Annotated in this window: 6 protein-coding genes; 2 read left to right on the forward strand and 4 right to left on the reverse strand. The window is 73.2% G+C overall.

Annotation, left to right across the window (positions count from 1 at the left end):
• Positions 1-143 precede the first annotated feature (143 nt).
• From ACIRF8_RS09450 to ACIRF8_RS09460, 3 genes are read right to left on the reverse strand one after another with little or no spacing between them, the layout of a single operon-like run.
• On the reverse strand, positions 144-2,444 hold the full coding sequence (locus ACIRF8_RS09450) for a M20/M25/M40 family metallo-hydrolase (RefSeq protein WP_404212680.1): 2,301 nt from the start codon (positions 2,442-2,444) through the stop codon (positions 144-146).
• 43 nt (positions 2,445-2,487) lie between these two features.
• Complete coding sequence (locus tag ACIRF8_RS09455) at positions 2,488-4,839, reverse strand: lantibiotic dehydratase (RefSeq protein WP_404212682.1); 2,352 nt, start codon at positions 4,837-4,839, stop codon at positions 2,488-2,490.
• 32 nt (positions 4,840-4,871) lie between these two features.
• Positions 4,872-6,248: an MFS transporter gene (locus ACIRF8_RS09460; RefSeq protein ID WP_404212683.1), complete on the reverse strand. Its 1,377-nt coding sequence runs from the start codon at positions 6,246-6,248 to the stop codon at positions 4,872-4,874.
• 405 nt (positions 6,249-6,653) lie between these two features.
• Between ACIRF8_RS09460 and ACIRF8_RS09465 the strand changes: the two genes are divergently transcribed.
• Positions 6,654-8,573 carry an AMP-binding protein gene (locus ACIRF8_RS09465; RefSeq protein ID WP_404212685.1) on the forward strand — a complete coding sequence of 640 codons (1,920 nt, stop codon included), beginning with the start codon at positions 6,654-6,656 and terminating at the stop codon, positions 8,571-8,573.
• Positions 8,573-17,608: an amino acid adenylation domain-containing protein gene (locus ACIRF8_RS09470; RefSeq protein WP_404212687.1), complete on the forward strand. Its 9,036-nt coding sequence runs from the start codon at positions 8,573-8,575 to the stop codon at positions 17,606-17,608. Before ACIRF8_RS09465 ends, ACIRF8_RS09470 begins: the two co-directional genes overlap by 1 nt.
• On the opposite strand, the gene ACIRF8_RS09475 is transcribed toward ACIRF8_RS09470, so the two are convergent.
• Positions 17,592-18,578 carry a fatty acid desaturase family protein gene (locus tag ACIRF8_RS09475; RefSeq protein ID WP_404212689.1) on the reverse strand — a complete coding sequence of 329 codons (987 nt, stop codon included), beginning with the start codon at positions 18,576-18,578 and terminating at the stop codon, positions 17,592-17,594. The genes ACIRF8_RS09470 and ACIRF8_RS09475 overlap by 17 nt on opposite strands.
• Positions 18,579-18,622 lie beyond the last annotated feature (44 nt).

Raw genomic sequence — 18,622 nt, forward strand, 5'->3', positions numbered from 1 at the left:
CCCGGGCGCCCGCCGCCCCCCCCCCCCCGCCCCGCGCCGCGCCCCCCCCCCCGCCGGGGGGGGGGGCCCCTTACGGGCCCCCCCGCCCCCGGGCGGGGGGGGGGGGGGGCCGGCCGCCCCCCCCCCCCCTCTCGTACGGGCCCTCAGTGCTTGAAGGTCCGTACGACGAACGTCTGGCCCGCGACCGACGGCCAGCCCGCCCAGCTCCGGTCGGCGCCCGGCACGGGTGCGCCGACGCCGTCGGGGAGGCCGACCTCGCTGGTCACGACGCGCAGTGGCAGGGGGCCCTCGCCGCGCGCGCGGACGACGATGTCGAGGCCGTCCGCCGGCGGCGCCGCGTAGGTGACGCCCCACCCCCAGGTGCCCTGCGTGTGGTTGCGGCCCCCGGGGATCTGCTTGCCCTCGACGGTGGCGCCGAGGATCTCGTGGTCGCTGGTGTCGGCGTACACGGCGAGGCTGTAGCTGTCCGCGGGCGCCTTGATACGCATCCGTACCGTGCGCACGCCGCCGTCCTCGGTCACCGAGGCGTCCTCCGCGCGCGGGAGGTCCAGCCGGGCCTTTTTCGCCACGCCGTTCGGCAGCGCGACGCCGGACAGCGGCGGAACCCTGTCGTCGTACCGGACGGGGTCCCCGTCGAGGTAGGTGCCGACCGTGGGCTCCGCGGTGTCGCCGAGGCCGACCCACGTCGCCTTGCCCGTGTCGGACTCCAGCACGTAGCCGAGGCTGACCGCCTTGGGTTCGTCGGCGCTGTAGCCGTCCAGGGCGGCGCCCACGCCGAGCGTGGCCGTGCCCGCCACCGCCGCCGCCGCCAGCATGACCGCGGTGGCCACCCGGCGTCGCGGCAGCGGTTCCACCACGCACAGGAGCGCGCCCCCCACGAACGCCGCCAGGACCAGCGGGGCCGCCACGGCCGACAGGCCCAGTGTGGGCAGCAGCATGAGGACCACCGGCAGTACGAGGACCACGGCCGGTACCGCGACCGTCGCCCCGGCCACGGTCCGCCAGGGAGAGCTCTCGTCCGCGTACCGCAGGATCGCGGCGACGGCGGCGAGGCCGATCAGGGCCGGCCAGGTGAAGAGGTAGGCGGCCCCGGGCAGCAGGACGGCGCAGACCACCGCGAGGAGCGTGAACCAGCAGAGCACGGCCACCGTGACATCGAGCGGTGACGCCTTGCGGCGGGCCCACCGGTACCAGACGGCGAGCAGCACCAGGAGCAGCAGCGTCTCCCCCACGGCGTAGCGGCTCAGGTGGTAGACGCTGCCGGCGGTGAGCACGAAGTCCGGGCGGAACTGTGCCAGTACCCACCAGGCGGCCGTGCCGAGCACCGCCGCGCCGATCAGCGTCAGCGGGAACGCCGCGGCGGCCCGTCCGACGCGGCGCGGGGCCAGGCCCGCGCGGCGGCCGAGGCGCAGGAGCAGCAGTACAGCCGCCAGCGCCACCAGGGCCAGCGGCAGGACGAGCCATGCCGGGTAGGACACGACCGTGCCGAACAGCGAGAAGTACGTGGCGGCCGTACTGCTCCCGGCGAGGTCGTCGTCGCCCAGTCGGCGGACCGCGCCGAGCGCGCTGTCCCCCATGTCCTGCACGGACGCGGGGTCGAGCCGGGCGATGTCGTCGTGGTCGGTGTGGTAGTGCGGGGAGCCTCCCATGAAGGCGAAGTTGAGACCTCGCATGCCGGCCTCGTCGAAGACCGTCAGGTCCGTGTCGTGCGGCAGCAGCCGGTAGACCTCGTCGGCGAGCGATGTGGTGAACGCCCCCGAGGCCCGCACGGCGGAGGTGAGTCCCGCGCCCGCCATCTGGAACATCACGGCGGGTCCGGAGACGCCCCGCGCCTCCATGTTGACCACGACGGTCCGCTGGGGGGCGGCGGCCTGCCGCGTCCCGGCCTCCGCGTCGACGAACGCCTGCGCGCCGAGCAGTCCGTTCTCCTCGCCCTCCGTGAAGAGGACGTCGACGTCGTTGCGGAGCCGCGGTCCGGCCTTGAGCGCGCCGGCGATCTCCAGGATCGCGGCGACGTTGGCGCCGTCGTCGGCGGCGCCGGGGCCCGTCGGCACCGAGTCGTAGTGGGCGACGAGGAGGATACGGCCGGTGGACCGCTCGCCGGGGATCGTGGCGTGGATGTCGGTGACCGTGCCGGCGTTGGCAGGAGCGTCGTCGACGTCCCGGGCCGCGACCCGGGTCAGCGCCTCGGGGGTGAGCCCCAGCGCCCGCAACTCGTCCTGGAGATAGGTGCGTACGTCGTCCTGCGCGGCCGAGCCGGTAGGGTGCGGCACCTTCGCGATGTGGTCGAGCCTGCCGACGGCGCGGGTCGCCGAGAAGTCCTGCTCGGCGGTGGAGACCGGCCGGGGGTCGGGGGTGAGAAGCGGCAGCGTGGCCGCGACGGAGGTGAGGATCAGGAGCAGGAACGCGGCAAGGGCCGGTGTCCGTCTCCGAAGAACGATCATGGCCTGCACGGTTGTACCTCGTGACGGGGTGGGAGGGGCCGGGTCACCGGCGGGCGGCATCGACGGCGACGACGCGCAGTTCGGCGGTGTACCGCTGTCCGGCGTGGTCCGTCAGCCAGAGCCGGTCGGCGTCGGGGAGCATCTCGGAGAGCGTGAATCCGCCGGCGCCGGCCTCGGCGGTCCTGCGGACGGACTTGGCGAGCAGGTTGACCAGCGCGAGGCTGCGGAAGTCGACGGCCATCGGCTTGCGTTCGACCGGCACCCGGTAGAAGCCGCGCTCGGGCAGGTGGTGCCGGGCCCGCCAGGCGCGGGCGGCCGCGTACCGCCGTCGCTCGTCCTTGAGGAACGCCCAGTCGCAGTCGGCCGCCTGGAAGGTCCATGCCTCGCGTTCGACGACGAGCCGGTCGATGCTGATTCGGGGGCGGTGGCTCGCCCCGCCGAAGGGGCTGAACGCGTTGGCGACGAGGAGCGACAGCGGTTCGCCGATGAGTTCCAGGAACGGGAACTCCCGGCCGTCGCTCCGGTGCCGCACGAGCAGTCCCTCGTCGCCCTTACGTTCCACCATCAGGCCCGCGACGGAGAGCGTGACCGCTCCCCGGGGCGCGTCGAAGGAGTCGGAGCCGATCGACAGATAGGTGTACGCCGGCAGCCTCAGCTCGGTCGCCCGTGCCATCCGCGACGTGGTCAGGGCGGCGTCCATCCGCGGGATGATGACCACCCGGCTGTCCATGCCCGAGGCGGCGGCACTGTCCCGCAGGCGCCCGGGATCGGGGTGTTGGGAGACGAAGAGCTGGCTCTCCAGGGTGTTGATGGAGCAGTGCATCTCGCCGAGGACGAAGTCCACGTCCCCGCGTTCGGCGGCTTCCTGGCTCTCCGTCAGGAACATGATGTCGGGCGAGTTCCAGCGGGCGCAGCTCCACATCGGCGCCCCGGTCGCGAACTCCCGGGCCACCCGGTCGGCGATCTCGGCGGCGCCGACCGTGTGCCGACGGGTGTCGGCGTAGGACTCCGGGGGCAGGCCGACGACTCGGCTCCAGCGCTCGCGGAACTCCGCGACCACGTCGTCGACCAGTTCCGAGCGGAGGTTGTCCGTGGAGAGCCGGGCGACCTCCGGAAGGAGCGCCGTCAGCATCTGGAGCAGCGGCATCGCGTCGGCGCCGCTGCGCTCCAGCTCGCGGTCGAGCACCCGGCGGGCCCGCGTGAGATAGCGCTCCGCGATGCTGTTGGCCAGCCAGAGCGCGCTGTCGAGCAGCAGTCCGAGGGGCGCGGCCAGTCGGTCGGTCACGTCGCGGCCGATCCGCAGGTCCAGGTCGCGGACGGTGTCCTCATAGACCAGGGTCCGGCCGGCGTAGGTGCCGCCGGCGCGGCGGGTGGAGGAGGCCGCGGTGAGGCGTTCGAACTCGGCGGCGAGGTGCCCGGTGGCCCGCAGCAGCCGGTCCGGGTCCCCGGCGGAGGCGGCCACCTCGGCGCGGGCGGCGCGGAGTTCGTCGAGCGGCTGTTCGGCGCGGCGGCGCACGGCCGGGTCGCCGAGCAGGGCGATACGGTCCGCGAGGTCCCGCTCGGGTTCGGGGACGAGTCCGCCCGCGAGATCGATGCGTATGACCTCGAGATCGCGCAGCCGCAGCAGAGCGGTCACGGTGTCCAGGTCGAACGGGGTGCCCGCGATGTCGCCGACGGTGTGCCGGCCGTCGCACCGGCCGAGCACCCGCGCTTCCTGCGCGGTCAGGGTGACGGGCTTGCGGAAGGGCAGGTGGACCGTCCAGCCGGTGAGCGAGGCGGAAGGGACGACCCGCGGGGTCAGCCACGGCAGCACCTCGCGGCGGGCGCCGACCGTGCGGGCCACGGCCTCGACGGCCCAGCCCTCGAAGTAGGTGGTGCGGCGGCTCAGGAGCGCGGGTCCCGGCGTGGCCGACAGGCCGGTCGCCTCCGGGCTGATCCCGGCCCAGCCGACCGGGCCGAAGAAGCCGACCGTGTCGTTCTTCAGGCAGTAGCGCTGGAGGTAGGTGACGATCGTCTGCTCGTGGTAGCGGCCGCGCACGTTGCGGGGTTCACCGGCGGCCGCCTTGTCGAGGCAGTTGTGGATGAGCGCCGGGTTCTGCCAGGTGACGGCCTCGCGGAAGGCCGGGTCCGCGGCGGTCCTGCGGACGACCGCGCTGAGCCGTTCGGCGGCGGCCTCGAACACCTTCGCGTAGCGCTCGCGGGACCCCTCCTCCCGCTCGTCGAACTGGTCGGCGGCGGCGGCGAGTTCGGTGTCGCACAACTCGGTGATCCGCTCGGCGGGGAACCCGGCGCTGCGCAGCGCGGCGTCCCCCCACAGGTCCCAGCCCGTCGCGCCGAGCGGTGTCCGCAGCGGGGGTCCGTCGGCGGTGGCGCCCGTGGGGTTCGTGGTCTGCATGTGCGGTGCCCCTTGTTCCTTCCGGCCGTCGGTCATCGGTCGGAGACCGGCTGGGGTACCGGGTCGCCCGCCGCTTCCCGGCCCTGGGCGGCGTCGGGGCTCAGCTCCGTCTCCTCGGCGGAGTCCTCGGCGGCGGGCTTCGTCGCCTTGTCCGACAGTCCCCGCAGGCCCGGGGTCAGATAGCCCGCGGCGGCCGTGGCCAGGACCAGAAGGCCGAGCAGCCCGAACAGGAAGGCCATGCCGCGTCCCTGCCCGGTGCCCAGGAGGTCGCCGACGCTGCCCGCGAGCGTGCCGTCCTTGGCGAGCAGGGGTTCGAAGATGTGGTCGGCGATCGGCCCCGCGAGGAGGTAGCTGCTGCACAGGACGGTGTTGGTCACCATGTTGAACGTGGCGAAGGCCCGGCCTTGCAGGTCGGGTTCGACCTCGGTGCCGATGATGCTCCGGGACGTGCCGTCGATGATCATGGAGCAGAACATGAAGCCGAACGCGGCGACCGCCACGAGGGTGACGCTGGGGCGCAGCGAACCGAGGCACAGGAAGAGGCCGAGCGGGATCGCGAAGCCCGCGGTGCCGTGGATGCGGCGCCGGGGCCCGCCCCAGGACGCCATGGTGACGCTGCCGAGGACCAGGCCGATACCGCCGACCGTGAGGACCACGCCGAGAGCGGAGACCGACGCGAAGCCGATCACCATCGGTGTGATGAGGATGTCGACGAAGCCGACGCTGAGGTCGAGCGCCGCGTAGAACAGGGCGAGGGTGATCAGCGCGCGGTTGCTCGTCAGGACCCGCCAGCCCTGACCGATCTCGCTGCGCAGCGACCCCTGGCCCTCCGTACCGGCCTTCGACGGCGGCGGGGTGGGGATGCGCGTGAGGAAGAGGACGACGACGTTGAGGAAGAACGTCGCGCAGTCGATGAACAGCACACCGTTCAGCCCGATGCCCAGCATGAGCGCGCCGCCCACCGCGGGTGCCACGGTCTGGCTGACGGCGTTGGCGACCCCCATCAGGCCGTTGGCCCGGCCGATCTGCTCCTTGGGCGCAAGGAGCACGACGATCGAGTTGAGCGCCGGGACCTGCATCGCCCGCAGCGACGACCGGATCACGGTGGTGACGAAGATGTGCCACGGCTCCAGATGACCGGCCGTGTAGAGCAGGCCCAGGGTCAGGGTGGTGCCGATGCCGACCGCGTCGGAGACGAGCAGGATCAGTCGGCGGTCCCAGCGGTCCACGAGTGCGCCGGCCAGTGGTGAGAAAAGGATGCCGGGCAGGAAGGCCAGTACGAAGGTGAGGGCGAGCTGGGTCGTCGAATCGGTTTCGAGGTAGACCCACACCCCGAGAGCGAATCCGGTCAGTGCTGTACCGACCATCGTCACCAGGCTGCTCGCCCAAATTACGGTGAACTTGCGCATGCGCGACTGCCCCATCCACGGTTTGTGTTGAGTCGGGAATGGAATCGCGCCGCTCAGGGCGCAATGCCTTTCCATTTCGAAGGCGTACGGCGCCCGATGGACCGTGCTGACAGCCATGTTCACGGATCGAGCCGCACGGAGTGCATCCCCCCTTTATGGGACGCCCGCCCCCTCTCAGCGGCGATTACCTTCCTGGGCATGGTGTGGGCTGCCGCCCATGTCGAACCTCGTCGGACCACGGGCGGGGCAGCGCACCGGCCCCGGCGCGGGCCACGAACCACTCGATCCCAGGCCCCCGGCGAAGACCGCTGTGCAAGGCGTGTGCCCGCTGTACGGGGGCCGTGTCAGGTCTGCCCGAATTCCCCGGTCAGGCCGTCGGAATCACATGCTCGGGAGGGCCACCTGATGATCGACCGCTCGAACCTTCTGGTCGACATACTCCACTCCCGGGCCGACCGGGAGCCGGACGCCATCGCCTATGAACTCGTCGGCCGGGACGGGCGGACCACGGTGCTGAGCCATGGCGCGCTCGCCGGCCGGGCCGCCGCCCTGGCCGGGCGACTGGCCCGCTGCGGTGACGGCCCGGTGTTGCTCCTCTACCCCGCCGGCCTGGACTACGTCGTCGCTGTCTTCGCCGCGATGCTGGCCGGCCGGCCGGTGATCCCCGCCTACCCGCCGAACCAGTCGTCCCTCCCGGACCGCAAGCGCCTGTCGGGCATCGTCGAGGACGCCCGCCCCTCGGTCGTCCTCGCCCCCGAACACCACCCCGAGATCCCGGGGGCGACCTTCCTGACCGTCCCCGGCCAGGAGGCCGACGGCACGCCCTGGTTCCGTCCGGCGGGCGCCGAGCACCAGCAGGTGGCCATCGTCCAGTACACCTCGGGCAGCACCGGGCGCCCGCGCGGTGTGCTGGTCCGCCACGACAGCGTCGCGGCGAACACGGCGGCCATCGCGGAGGCGTTCGGCCTCGACTCCTCCTCGCGCGGCATGACATGGCTGCCGCCGTACCACGACATGGGTCTCATCGGCGGGCTGCTCGCGCCGATGTCCGCGGGCATCCCGGTGCGGGTCATGCCCCCGGAGGACTTCCTCAAGTCGCCGTTGTCCTGGCTGCGGCAGATCACCGATCACGGCGTCACGGTCAGCGGCGGGCCGGACTTCGCGTACCAGTTGTGTGTGCGCCGCGCGCACAACGACGCCGCCCTGGAAGGGCTCGACCTGTCCGGCTGGAGCGTGGCCTTCAGCGGCGGGGAGACCGTCAAGCAGCAGACCATGGACGCGTTCGCCAAGCGGTTCGCGCCGGTCGGCTTCGACCCGGCGGCGTTCGTGCCCTGCTACGGGCTGGCGGAGGCGACGCTGATCGTCAGCGCGGGCCACTGGTCGGGGCCGACGGAGGACTCCACCGTCAGTTGCGGCTCCCCCGTCACCGGCCAGCGCGTCGCCGTCGTCGACCCGGACACGGCCGCGCCGCGCCAGGAGGGTCAGGAGGGCGAAATCTGGATCGCCGGGCCGCATGTCACCCCCGGCTACCTCGGCGCCGACTCCTCGGCCCTCTTCGGGGAGTTGGACGGCGAGACGTTCCTGCGCACCGGTGACCTCGGCCGGCTGCGTGCGGGGGAACTGACCGTCACCGGACGGGCCAAGGACGTGATCGTGTTCCGGGGCGCCAACCACCACGCGTCGGACGTCGAGGCGCCCGCCCTGGAACTGCTCGGCCGCAGGGCCGGCACAGCGGCGGCGTTCCTGGTCGACGGGGCCTCCCCCTGCCCGGTCCTGGTCGTGGAGGTGCGCGGTGAGCGGACCGCGGAGCTCGCCTCGCGGGTGCGCGCGGCCGTACTCGCGGGCACCGGGCTGCCCCTCGGGATGGTGGTCCTCGTGCCGCCGCGTGCCGTGCCCCGCACGTCGAGCGGGAAGGTCAGGCGGTCGCAGTGCCGGGTGGAGTTCCTGTCGGGGGCGTTCGGCGACGTGGTCGTCGACGATCCGGGCGTGCTCGCCGCCCTCTCCGCCGACCGGCCGACGTCGGCCGCGGTGACCGAGCTGACCACGCTGATCTGCGGGATCGTCGCCGCGGTGCGCGGTCTTGCGCAGTGCCGGCCGACGGACGGCCTGCTCGATCTCGGCCTCGACTCGGTGCTGGCCGCCGAGTCCGCGGCGATTCTGGAGGACGCGCTGCGACTGCCGGTGCCCCTGGGGACGGTGCTCTCGGCGGCGACGCCGCAGGACGTGGCGAACGAGCTGGTGAAGGAATGGCTCGCCGAGGGGCGGGCGGAGGACGCGGTACTCGACCGCGTCCTTTCGGTGATCAAGGGCGAGGCGGCGGCGTGATGGACCTGACGACTGGACGAAACCTGGTGGCCCGCTGGCGCGAGGCCCGGACCATGAGCGGACCCGCCTCGCTCAGCCGCGCCCAGCAGGGCATCTGGCTGTTCGAGGAACTGCATCCGCGGACCCCCGTCTTCAACCTCGTCCTCGCGGCCCGGCACAGAGGGCCGCTCGACCACGACCGTCTGGACGAGGCGGTCGCGGCGCTGACCGCCCGTCACCCGGCGCTGCGCAGCTCCTTCCACGCGGGGCCGCAGGGCCCTGTCCGTACCGTGCACGCGGAGCCGCCCGTGCCGGTCACCGTCTGGACCGACCTGCGCGACGACCCCGGTGCCGCGGAGCAGCTCGCCGCCGAGACCGCCGCCGCCCCCTTCGACCTCGGCCGGGCCCCTCTCGTACGCGTGCACGGCATCCGGCTCACCGACGACGAGCACCTTCTCGTCTTCGTCACGCATCACCTGGTGTGCGACGGCGGCTCGCTCGGCGTCCTCTTCAAAGAGCTCGAACACCTCTACGACGGTGGCGCGCTGCCGCTCCCGCCGGCCGACGTCCCCGCCACCGTGGCCGACCCCGCCCACCTCGCGTACTGGAAGGAGCAGTTGGCCGGACTGCCCGTCCTGGACCTGCCCACCGACCGGCCGCGCACGGCGAACACCGGCCTGCGGGCCGGTTCGGCGCCGGTGGACCTGCCGGCCGAACTGGTGGCCGCGGCCGAACGGCTCGCGAAGGAGGAGGGCACCACCCTCTTCACGGTGCTCCTCGCCGCCTACCAACTGCTCCTCGGCCGCCACACCGGGCAGAGCGACTTCGGCGTGGGCACGGCCGAGGGTGGGCGCGCCCGCCCCGGTACGCACGGCGTCGTCGGCCTGCTCGCCAACCCGCTGGTGCTGCGCGCCGACCTGTCGGGCCGCCCCACCTTCCGCGAGCTGGTGCGCCGCGCCAAGGAGACCGGCCTCGCCGCCCTCGCGCACCGCGACGCCCCGTTCGAGGACGTCGTCACCGCGCTCGCGACCGGACGCAGCACGGACCGCTCGCCGCTGTTCCGCACCCACTTCGTCTTCCACGGCGAGCTCGGCACCGCCCGGCTCGGCGACTTGCCGCTGCGCCCGGTGAGGCTGCCGCGCCAGGCCACCCAGCACGACATCGAGCTGCACCTGTGGCGCGACGGCGAGCGGCTGTGGGGCACATGGGACTACAACGCCGACCTCTTCGACGCGCCCGGCGCGGCCCGGATGGCCGAGCGGCTGCCCGTGCTGCTCGCCGAGGCGCTCGCTGCCCCGGACCGGCCGGCCGCGCACCTGGACCCGCACACCGCGGACGACCGCGCGTTCCTCGCCCGGTGGGGCGCCGGACCCCGGCCCGAGACCGCACCGGCCCGCCTCACCGACCTCTTCGCCGAGCAGGTCGCCCGCGTACCCGACGAGCCCGCGATCACCGACGCCAGTCGGCGGCTCACCTACCGGCAGTTGGACGAGCGCTCCAACCAGCTCGCCCATCTCCTGCGGGCCGGCGGCACGAAGGTCGGGGACATCGTCGGCATCCAGTTGCCGCGCACCGTCGACCTCGCCGTGGCGATGCTCGGCATCCTCAAGGCCGGGGCCGCCTATCTGCCGCTCGACCCGGCCTACCCGGCCGAGCGCATCGCGTTCATGCGCGAGGACAGCGGCGCCCGCACGATCCTCACCTCGCTGGACGCCGAGGCCCTGGACCGCCGGCCGGTGACACCGGTCGCCGACCCCGGCACACGACCTGACGCGCTCGCCTATGTCCTGTACACCTCGGGTTCGAGCGGCAGCCCGAAGGCCGTCATGCTCACCCACGCGAGCACCGTCGAGATGGTGCGCTGGGGGGTGCGCGAGTACAGCGCCCACCAGTTGTCGCGGGTGCTCGCGTCCACGTCGATCTGTTTCGACGTGTCGGTCTTCGAGTTCTTCGGCCCGCTCAGCGCGGGCGGCACGGTCGTCGTCGTGGACGACCCGCTCGCCCTCCTCGCCCCGGACGCCCCCGACGCGACGCTGATCTGCACGGTGCCGTCCGCCGCGCGGGAACTGGTCGCCGGCGGCGGTCTGCGCGGCACCCCCAAGGTGATCGGCCTCGGCGGCGAGGCCGTGCCCGGCACCCTCGTGGAGGACCTGTACGCCACCGGTCACGTCGAGGCGGTGTACAACCTCTACGGGCCGAGCGAGGACAGCACCTATTCGACGTTCTCCCGTATCGCCCGCGGCGAGCGGCACCCGGCGATCGGGCTGCCGCTCCCCCACGAACAGGTCCACGTGCTGGACGCCGAGCTGCGCCCGGTGCCGGTGGGTGCCGTCGGCGAGCTGTACCTCAGCGGGTCGGGTCTGGCCCGCGGCTATCTCGACCGTCCGGCCCTGACCGCCGCACGGTTCGTCGCCGACCCGTTCGTCCCGGGTCGGCGCATGTACCGCACCGGTGACCTGGTCCGGTACCGCCCGGACGGCGAACTGGCCTATCTGGGGCGCCAGGACTTCCAGGTCAAGGTGCGCGGGCAGCGCGTGGAGTTGGGCGAGATCGAGGCGGCCCTGCGCCGCCGCCCCGAGGTGGACGACGCCGTGGCCGCGATGCACGGTGACCGGCTGGTCGGCTACGTGACGGCCGCCGCGCCCGACGCCGTCGACCACGGCGAGCTGCGCGAGCACCTGCGCCGGACCCTGACCGACGCGATGGTGCCGTCCGTCTTCGTGGTGCTCGACGCCATTCCGCTCACCCCCAACGGCAAGGTCGACCGGCGTGCCCTGCCCGCCCCGGTGCGGGCGGGCGGCCGGGGCGAGCCGCCCCGCACCGCGGCCGAGGAACTCGTCGCCGACGTGTGGCGCGAGGTGCTCGGCGTGGAGACCGTCGCCCGTGACGACGACTTCTTCGATCTGGGCGGCCACTCCCTGCTCGCCGGGCAGGTGCTCAGCCGCCTGCGCGAGCGTGCCGGGGTGGACGCGTCCGTACGCCTGATCTTCGAGCGGTCGGTCCTGTCCGAGCAGGCCGCCGCGCTGCGGGAGTCCGGCACGCGGCCGGTGCCGGTGGCCGTACCCCGTCGCCCCGGTCCCGACGGCACCCGGTCGGCCCCCGTGACCGACGGACAGCGGCGGCTGTGGTTCCTGTGCGGGATGGACCCCGCCGCCCACCGGGCCTGGTTGATGCAGGGGTCCTTGCGCATCGACGGCGCGATCCGCCCGGACCTCCTGGACGAGGCGCTGCGCACCGTCGTCCGACGCCACGAGGCGCTGCGTACGACGTTCCGCGAGACGGACGGAGAGCTGGAGCAGGTCATCCACCCGGAACCCCTCGCGGGGCTCGAACGGGCGCAGCCGAACGATGCGTCGGAGCTGGCCGGCCTCGCCGAGGAGGCGGCGGCCGGGCTCGACCTGGGCGCGGGCCCGTTGCTCCGTGTCCACCTGGCCGAGCTGGGCGCGGACCAGCACGTCCTGCTGCTCACCGTCCACCACCTCGTCGCCGACGGCTGGTCCCTCGCCGTCCTGGGCGAGGAGCTCGGCCGGGCGTACACGGCGCTGGCGGAGGGCCGCGCGCCCGAACTGCCTGAGCTGGCACTCCAGTTCGCGGACTACGCGGCCTGGCAGGGGGAAGCGGGGGACAGCGGCGCGTTCGCCCCCCACGTCGACTACTGGGGCCGGCAGTTGGCCGACGTGTCCCCGCTGGAACTGCGCACCGACCGGTTGCGGCCGGCCCGTCCCAGCTACCGCGGCGCCCTCGCCCGCCACCGCGTCCCCGCCGACGTCGCGCGGCGGTTGCACGCGCACGGGACGGAGCACTCGGCCAGTCCGTACATGGTGCTGCTCGCGGCCTTCGTGGTGCTTCTTCGCCGGCACAGCGAGCAGACGGACATCGCGGTCGGTTCGCCCGTCGCGGGCCGCGGCCACAGCGACTTCGAACGGCTCGTCGGGTTCTTCCTGCACACCGTCGTCCTGCGGGCCGAGGTCGACGACGACGCCTCCTTCACCGGGCTGCTCCAGCAGGTCCGCAGGACCGTGCTCGACGCCCTCGACCACCAGGACGCGCCGTTCGAGGCGATCCTGGCGGAGCTCGACCTGCCCGCACGGGGCCCGAGCCGCACTCCGCTGTTCGACGTGATGTTCAACTACCTCAACCAGCCCGCCTCCGGATTCGCGGCGCCGGACCTGACCGCCCGACAGCTCCCGCCCGAGCGGCTGCCCGCCAAGTACGACCTGGAGCTGTACGTCGAGGACCTGCCCGACGGCACCGTCGATCTGCTGCTCACCTACAGCCAGGACCTGTTCGAGGCCGACACCGCCGAGGCCATGCTCGGCCAGTACGTCACCCTGCTCACCCAGGTCGCGGCCGACCCTCGCTCCCCCGTCAAGGAGCTGCGTCTCACCCAGGGCTCCGGCATCCCCCTCACGCCGTCCGTCGCACCGGAGGGCGGCACGGTGGCCGCGGGATTCCTGCGACGGGTGGCCCTCCACCCCGACCGGGCCGCGCTGTGGACCCCGGACGCCACGCTCAGCTACGCCGAACTCGACCGTCGCGCGCGCGTGCTGGGCGGCGCCCTGCGCGCACGGGTGGCGGCCGACCGCGGACGGGTCGGCATCCTCTGCGGGCAGGGGCTCGAAGTGCCCGTGGCGATGCTCGGCATCATGGCGGGCGGCCACGCCTACATGCCGCTCGACACCAATGCGCCCGAGGGGCGTCTGACGCAGCTCGTCGAACTCACCGACGCGGACGCCATCGTCACCGACCGCGCCAACCGGGCCCTCGCCGAGCAGATCGCGGCCGGGCGGCCCGTGCTCGACGTGAACGACACCTCCGCGCCCGCCCTGGACGCCTGGACCCCGCTCGACCCGGACGCGGTCGCGTACGTCCTGTTCACCTCCGGCTCCACCGGGCAGCCCAAGGCGGTCGTGCAGAGCCATCACAACGTGGCCCGGCACGTGTACGCCTACGCCGACGTGCTCGGCGTGCGGGAGAGCGACCGGCTCACCATGGTCTGCTCCTACACCGCCGACGGCGCCGGCCAGGACCTCTACTCGGCGCTCGTCCACGGGGCCACCGCCTGCCCGATGGACCTGCGCCGGGACGGAGCGGAAGCGGTCCGTGAGACGCTGGCCCGTTCCGGGGCGACCATCTACCACTCCACCCCGACCGCGTTCCGCGAACTCGCCACCGCCCCCGGCGCCGCCGACTGGCCCGACACCCTGCACACGGCCGCGTACGGCGGGGAGAAGCTCACCCGCGACGACGTCACCTTCGTGCAGCGCAAGCTCCCCGCCTGCAAGATCGTCAACGTCTACGGGCTCACCGAGTGCAGCGTCGCCCTGATGCACGTCATCCGGCCCGGCGAGGCACTCCCCCGCGCGTCGGTCTCCATCGGCCGCCCGATCCCCGGCGTCGACGTCCACCTGCGGGGCGCGGACGGCCGCCCCGCCGAACTCTTCGGTGAGATCATCTGCTCGGGTCCCTCCCTGGCCCTCGGCTACCTCGACCCGGCGCAGACGGCGGCCGTCTTCCACGACGGCCCCGAGGGGCGCAGCTACCACACCGGTGACCTCGCCTGGCTGCTGCCCGACGGCACCCTGGAGCTCGTCGGCCGCCGCGACGGCCAGGTCAAACTCTGGGGCCACCGCGTCGAGACGGGCGAGGTCGAGGCCCGGCTGCGGGCGCTGCCCGGCGTCACCGGCGCCGCCGTCGTCCCGGTCACCGACCCGGCCGGCCGGCTCCAGCTCGCCGGATACTTCACCGGCACGGCCGAACAGGCGGACCTGCGCGCCCAGTTGTACGCCATCCTGCCGCACTACATGGTGCCCAGGGTCCTCGTCCCGATGGCGAGCCTGCCGTACACCAGGACCGCGAAGATCAGCCGCACCGAGCTGCCCGCGCCCGACTGGTACGCGCCCGCTCCGTCCGCCCCGCCCCGCACCCCCACCGAGCAGGCCATCGCCGACGTCATGGGCGAGGTCCTCGAGGTCTCCACCGTCGGCCGGCAGGACAACTTCTTCGACCTGGGCGGCCAGTCGCTCCAGGCCTCGAAGGTCGTCGGCCGACTGCGCGAGACCCTCGGCGTCGAGGTGTCCGTCCGGCAGGTCTTCGAACTCGGCACCGTCGAGCGCATCGCCGCCGCCCTCGTGCCCAGCCGCCCCGGGATCCAGCCGCGCGAGGCGGGCACCGAGGCCGTGCTCTCCTACGACCAGCGGCGGCTGTGGCTGGAGGACCAGCTTCGCTCCTCCGTCGCGTACAACGTGCACGGACGGCAGCGGCTGCTCGGCAGCCTCGACGTGCCGGCCCTCGAACGCAGCATCCGGGCCATCATCGCCCGGCACGAGACGCTGCGCACCACCTTCCCCGTGGTGGACGGGCGCACCGTCCAGTCGGTGGCGGACCCCGACGACGGCTGGAGCCTGACCACCGAGGACCTGAGCGGCTTCGCCGGCGACCGCGAGAGCGCGGCGCTCAAGCTCGCGGACGAACAGGCCTCCACCGCCTTCGACCTGGCGAACGGCCCCCTCTTCCGCTGCCTGCTCGTCAAGCTCGCCGAGGACGAGCACCTGCTGAGCATCACCATCCACCACATCGTCTCGGACGCCTGGTCGATCCGGCTCTTCCTCGCGGAACTGTCGCGCCTGTACGAGGCGGGCGGCGATGTCGAGGCGGCCGGGCTCACCCCGCTCACCGTCCAGTACCGGGACTACGCGGCATGGCAGCGGGAGTGGCTGACCCCGGAGAAACTGGAGGCCCAGGTCGGCTACTGGCGCCGCCACCTCGAAGGAGCCCCCGCCGCTCTCGACCTGCCGGTCGCACGGCGGCGCTCGCCCGCCCAGGGCGCCGAGGGCGGCCGGGTGTGGGCGGAGCTGGGCGCCGAGGAGACGGCCGCGCTGCACGAGCTGTGCCGGTCCCAGGGCGTCACCCCGTTCATGCTGCTCCTGACCCTGCTGACCACGGTATTGCGCCGCTGGTCCGGCCAGGAGGACCTGGTCATCGGGGCGCCGGTCACCACCCGCAGCGACGCGGCGACGACGGACCTCATCGGCTTCTTCGTCAACACGCTGCCCCTGCGCGTCGACCTCTCCGGCGACCCGGCCTTCGACACGCTCCTGGGCCGGGTCCGCAAGGTCGCCCTCGACGGGTACGCGCACAACGAGGACACCCCGTTCGACGTGCTCGTGAACGAACTCCAGGTCCCGCGCGACCCCAACCACACCCCGCTGTTCCAGGTCGTCCTGAACATGGTGGAGAGCACGTCGCAGGACTGGGAGCTGGCCGGTGTCTCCGTGCGGAACGTGGAGCCGCCCGCCCTGCCCAGCAAGTTCGACCTCACCCTGACCGCCCACATGTCCGACAGCGCGGTCAAGCTCGAACTCGTCCACCACCGGGACCGGTACGACGCCGCGCTGATGCGCGCCCTGCTCGAACAGGTGCGGACCCTCCTGGCCGGCGCCGCGGCCGACCCGGCACGCGGCATCCTCGACTACCCGCTCCGGACGCCCGAGGCGGACACCCCGGTCGTCCCGGCCCCGGCACCTGGCCCGCGGCTCCCCGAACCGGACGCGATCGCGCTGACGGACAGCGCCGGTTCGTGGACGTACGCGCAGTTGTACGCGGCGTCCGGGCGGGTCGCCGAGCGCCTTGCGGCGCGCGAGGACGGGGACGTGGCCGTGATCAGGCGGCGTACGGCGGGTTTCGCCGTGGCCGCGCTCGGCTGTGCCTTGGCGGGCGTCCCCTTCTCGGCCGTGACCGCCGACCCGGGTCTGGCCGGCCACCCGTTCATCACCACGGTCCTCGACCCGGCTCCGGGCGAGGACACCCCCGAGGGGGCGATCGACGTACGCGCCCTGCTCGAAGCAGCCGGGGAGGGGGTGGTGCCGGTCGAGGAGGACTGGACGATCGGGCGGTACGACCTCGGCCGCCAGGACCGGTTCGCCGTGCTCTCCGGCAGTTCCGGCGCCATGATGTCCGCGTTCAACGCGTCCCGGGCGGCCGGTGCCACCCTGGTCGTGCCGGACGAGGCGATCGCCGGGGACCCGGCGGCCCTGTCCGCGTGGCTGCGGGAGAACCGGGTCAACGTCCTGCACCTGACACCGCCGCAGTTGCGTGAGCTGGCGGCGTACGAGGCGCGGTTGCCCGCACTGCGCTACGTGTTCGTCGGCAACGACGCCAGGCTGACCTCCCACGACGTGGAGCTCGCACGGCGTGTGTCGGCGTCCTGCAAGGTCGTCGCTCTGTACCGGGTGGCGGCCACGGGCCGTCCACTGGCCGTCTTCGACGTGCCGGACACGTGGTCGCCGCAGACCGCGCCCCTGCGTGTTCCCCTCGGCGCGCACGTCGACGGCTCCCGTGTCGAGGTGCTGAGCGCGGCGGGACATCCCGTCGCGCCCGGCGAGATCGGCGAGATCCGGTCCGAGACCCGCCACACCGGTGACCTGGGGCGCCGACTCCCCGACGGAACAGTGGAGTTCGCCGTCGCGGCCGGTACCCGGACGGACCTGGTGGAGGTGGTCGCGGCGCTGCGGGACCTGCCCGCCGTCCGGGACGCCCTGGTGACCGAAGTCGTCGGCCAGGACGGCCGGGTCCGGCTCGTCGCCTTCGTCGCCGCCGAGGAGGGCGCGGTCAGCGCCTCGGAGCTGCGCCGGCAGCTCACCACCCGGGTGTCGGAACTCCTGATGCCGCAGGAGCTGGTGATGCTCGAACGGCTGCCGCTCACCGCCGACGGCGACTACGACCTGATCAGCCTGCCCGACCCCACCGGGGACGACGCCGCCGACCTGTACGTAGCGCCCCGCACCCCGGTGGAGCGCCAACTCGTCGAGGTGTTCGAGGAGTTGCTCGGCATCGAGGGTGTGGGGGTCCACAACACCTTCTTCGAGCTCAACGGCTTCTCGCTGCTGGCGACCCAGTTGGTCTCCCGGATCAGGGAGACCTTCCGGATCGAACTGGCGCTGCGCGAGGTCTTCGAGTCGCCGACGGTCGAGAGCCTGGCCCAGTTGATCGTCCGTTCCCAGGCCGAGCAGGCGGACGAGGCCGCCCTGGAGGCACTGCTCAGCGAACTGGAGTAGCCCCCGCGGCCCGAGGGGTCTGGAGTACGCCCCGGCGAATTCGTATCCGCCGGGCGTACTCGGGGTCCCGCTCCATCAGCATGGTGTGGGTACGGCGCAGGCTGTGGTGGGGGATGCCGGGCCACAGGTGGTGGACGGTGTGGTAGCCGTCGGCGTGCGGGTGGACGAGTACCCGCTGCACCAGCCCGACGTTGGAGATGGTGGCGTCGAAGACGGTGTCGGAGTCGGAGTAGACATGCTCGTCGGCCTCGGCGACGAGCCGCAGCACCGGAAGCACGCCGAAGACCGAGACGAGCCAGAGCCCTTCGGCGGCGACCGCGCCGGTGAGGCCCGCGCACAGCCCCGCGGGCAGGGCGACGAAGGCCGCGCTCCACAGCAGCATGGCGGCCGTCACCGACAGGTCGGAGCCGACTTCCCGCACCCAGCCGAGCTGGTACCGCACGGCGCGGGTGAGCACGGACGCGCAGAACGACGCGGCCGACGAGCGGCGCATCCCCTCCAGGTCGAGTTCGGCGTAGCGCCGGCGGTCGGGGTCGTCGGTGGTGCCGAATCTGCCGTGGTGGCGCAGGTGGCTCTCACGGTAGGCGGCCAGTCGCCCGCCGGTCGGCAGGCCGACGAGCAGAAACCCCAGGACGTCGTTCCAACGGCGGTGGTGGCGCGCCCAGTTGTAGTGCGACGCCTCGTGCGTGAGATTCTCCAGGGCCCTGAGCTGCCGGGCGACGACGAGAGCGCCGATGAGGGCCGAGGGCAGAGCCGTCCACAGGTTCGTCGAGACCAGGGCCCATGCGCACACCACGGCCACCGCGACCGCGATCAGTACGTCCAGGGCGGCACAGGAGGCGGTGAGGACGGGGCGGGTCCGATGCGCGGCGGCGATCTCGACGCGCAGCGCCGCGGGCAGCCGATATCCCTTCCGGTACGGCTTCTCTTCCTCCGGTCGGGCGGCGGGGCGTGTCAGGTACGACGTCATCGATTTTCCCCCGGCAACAATGGAACAAAGTCCGTCTATTGCTG

It is taken from the genome of Streptomyces sp. NPDC102406, from assembly GCF_044765725.1.
Lineage (GTDB): Bacteria > Actinomycetota > Actinomycetes > Streptomycetales > Streptomycetaceae > Streptomyces.

What these genes read in the sequence shown, in the direction of transcription:
- ACIRF8_RS09450 (WP_404212680.1), bottom strand. Translation starts at nt 2,444, where the DNA reads ATGATCGTTCTTCGGAGACGGACACCGGCCCTTGCCGCGTTCCTGCTC.
- ACIRF8_RS09455 (WP_404212682.1), bottom strand. Translation starts at nt 4,839, where the DNA reads ATGCAGACCACGAACCCCACGGGCGCCACCGCCGACGGACCCCCGCTG.
- ACIRF8_RS09460 (WP_404212683.1), bottom strand. Translation starts at nt 6,248, where the DNA reads ATGCGCAAGTTCACCGTAATTTGGGCGAGCAGCCTGGTGACGATGGTC.
- ACIRF8_RS09465 (WP_404212685.1), top strand. Translation starts at nt 6,654, where the DNA reads ATGATCGACCGCTCGAACCTTCTGGTCGACATACTCCACTCCCGGGCC.
- ACIRF8_RS09470 (WP_404212687.1), top strand. Translation starts at nt 8,573, where the DNA reads ATGGACCTGACGACTGGACGAAACCTGGTGGCCCGCTGGCGCGAGGCC.
- ACIRF8_RS09475 (WP_404212689.1), bottom strand. Translation starts at nt 18,578, where the DNA reads ATGACGTCGTACCTGACACGCCCCGCCGCCCGACCGGAGGAAGAGAAG.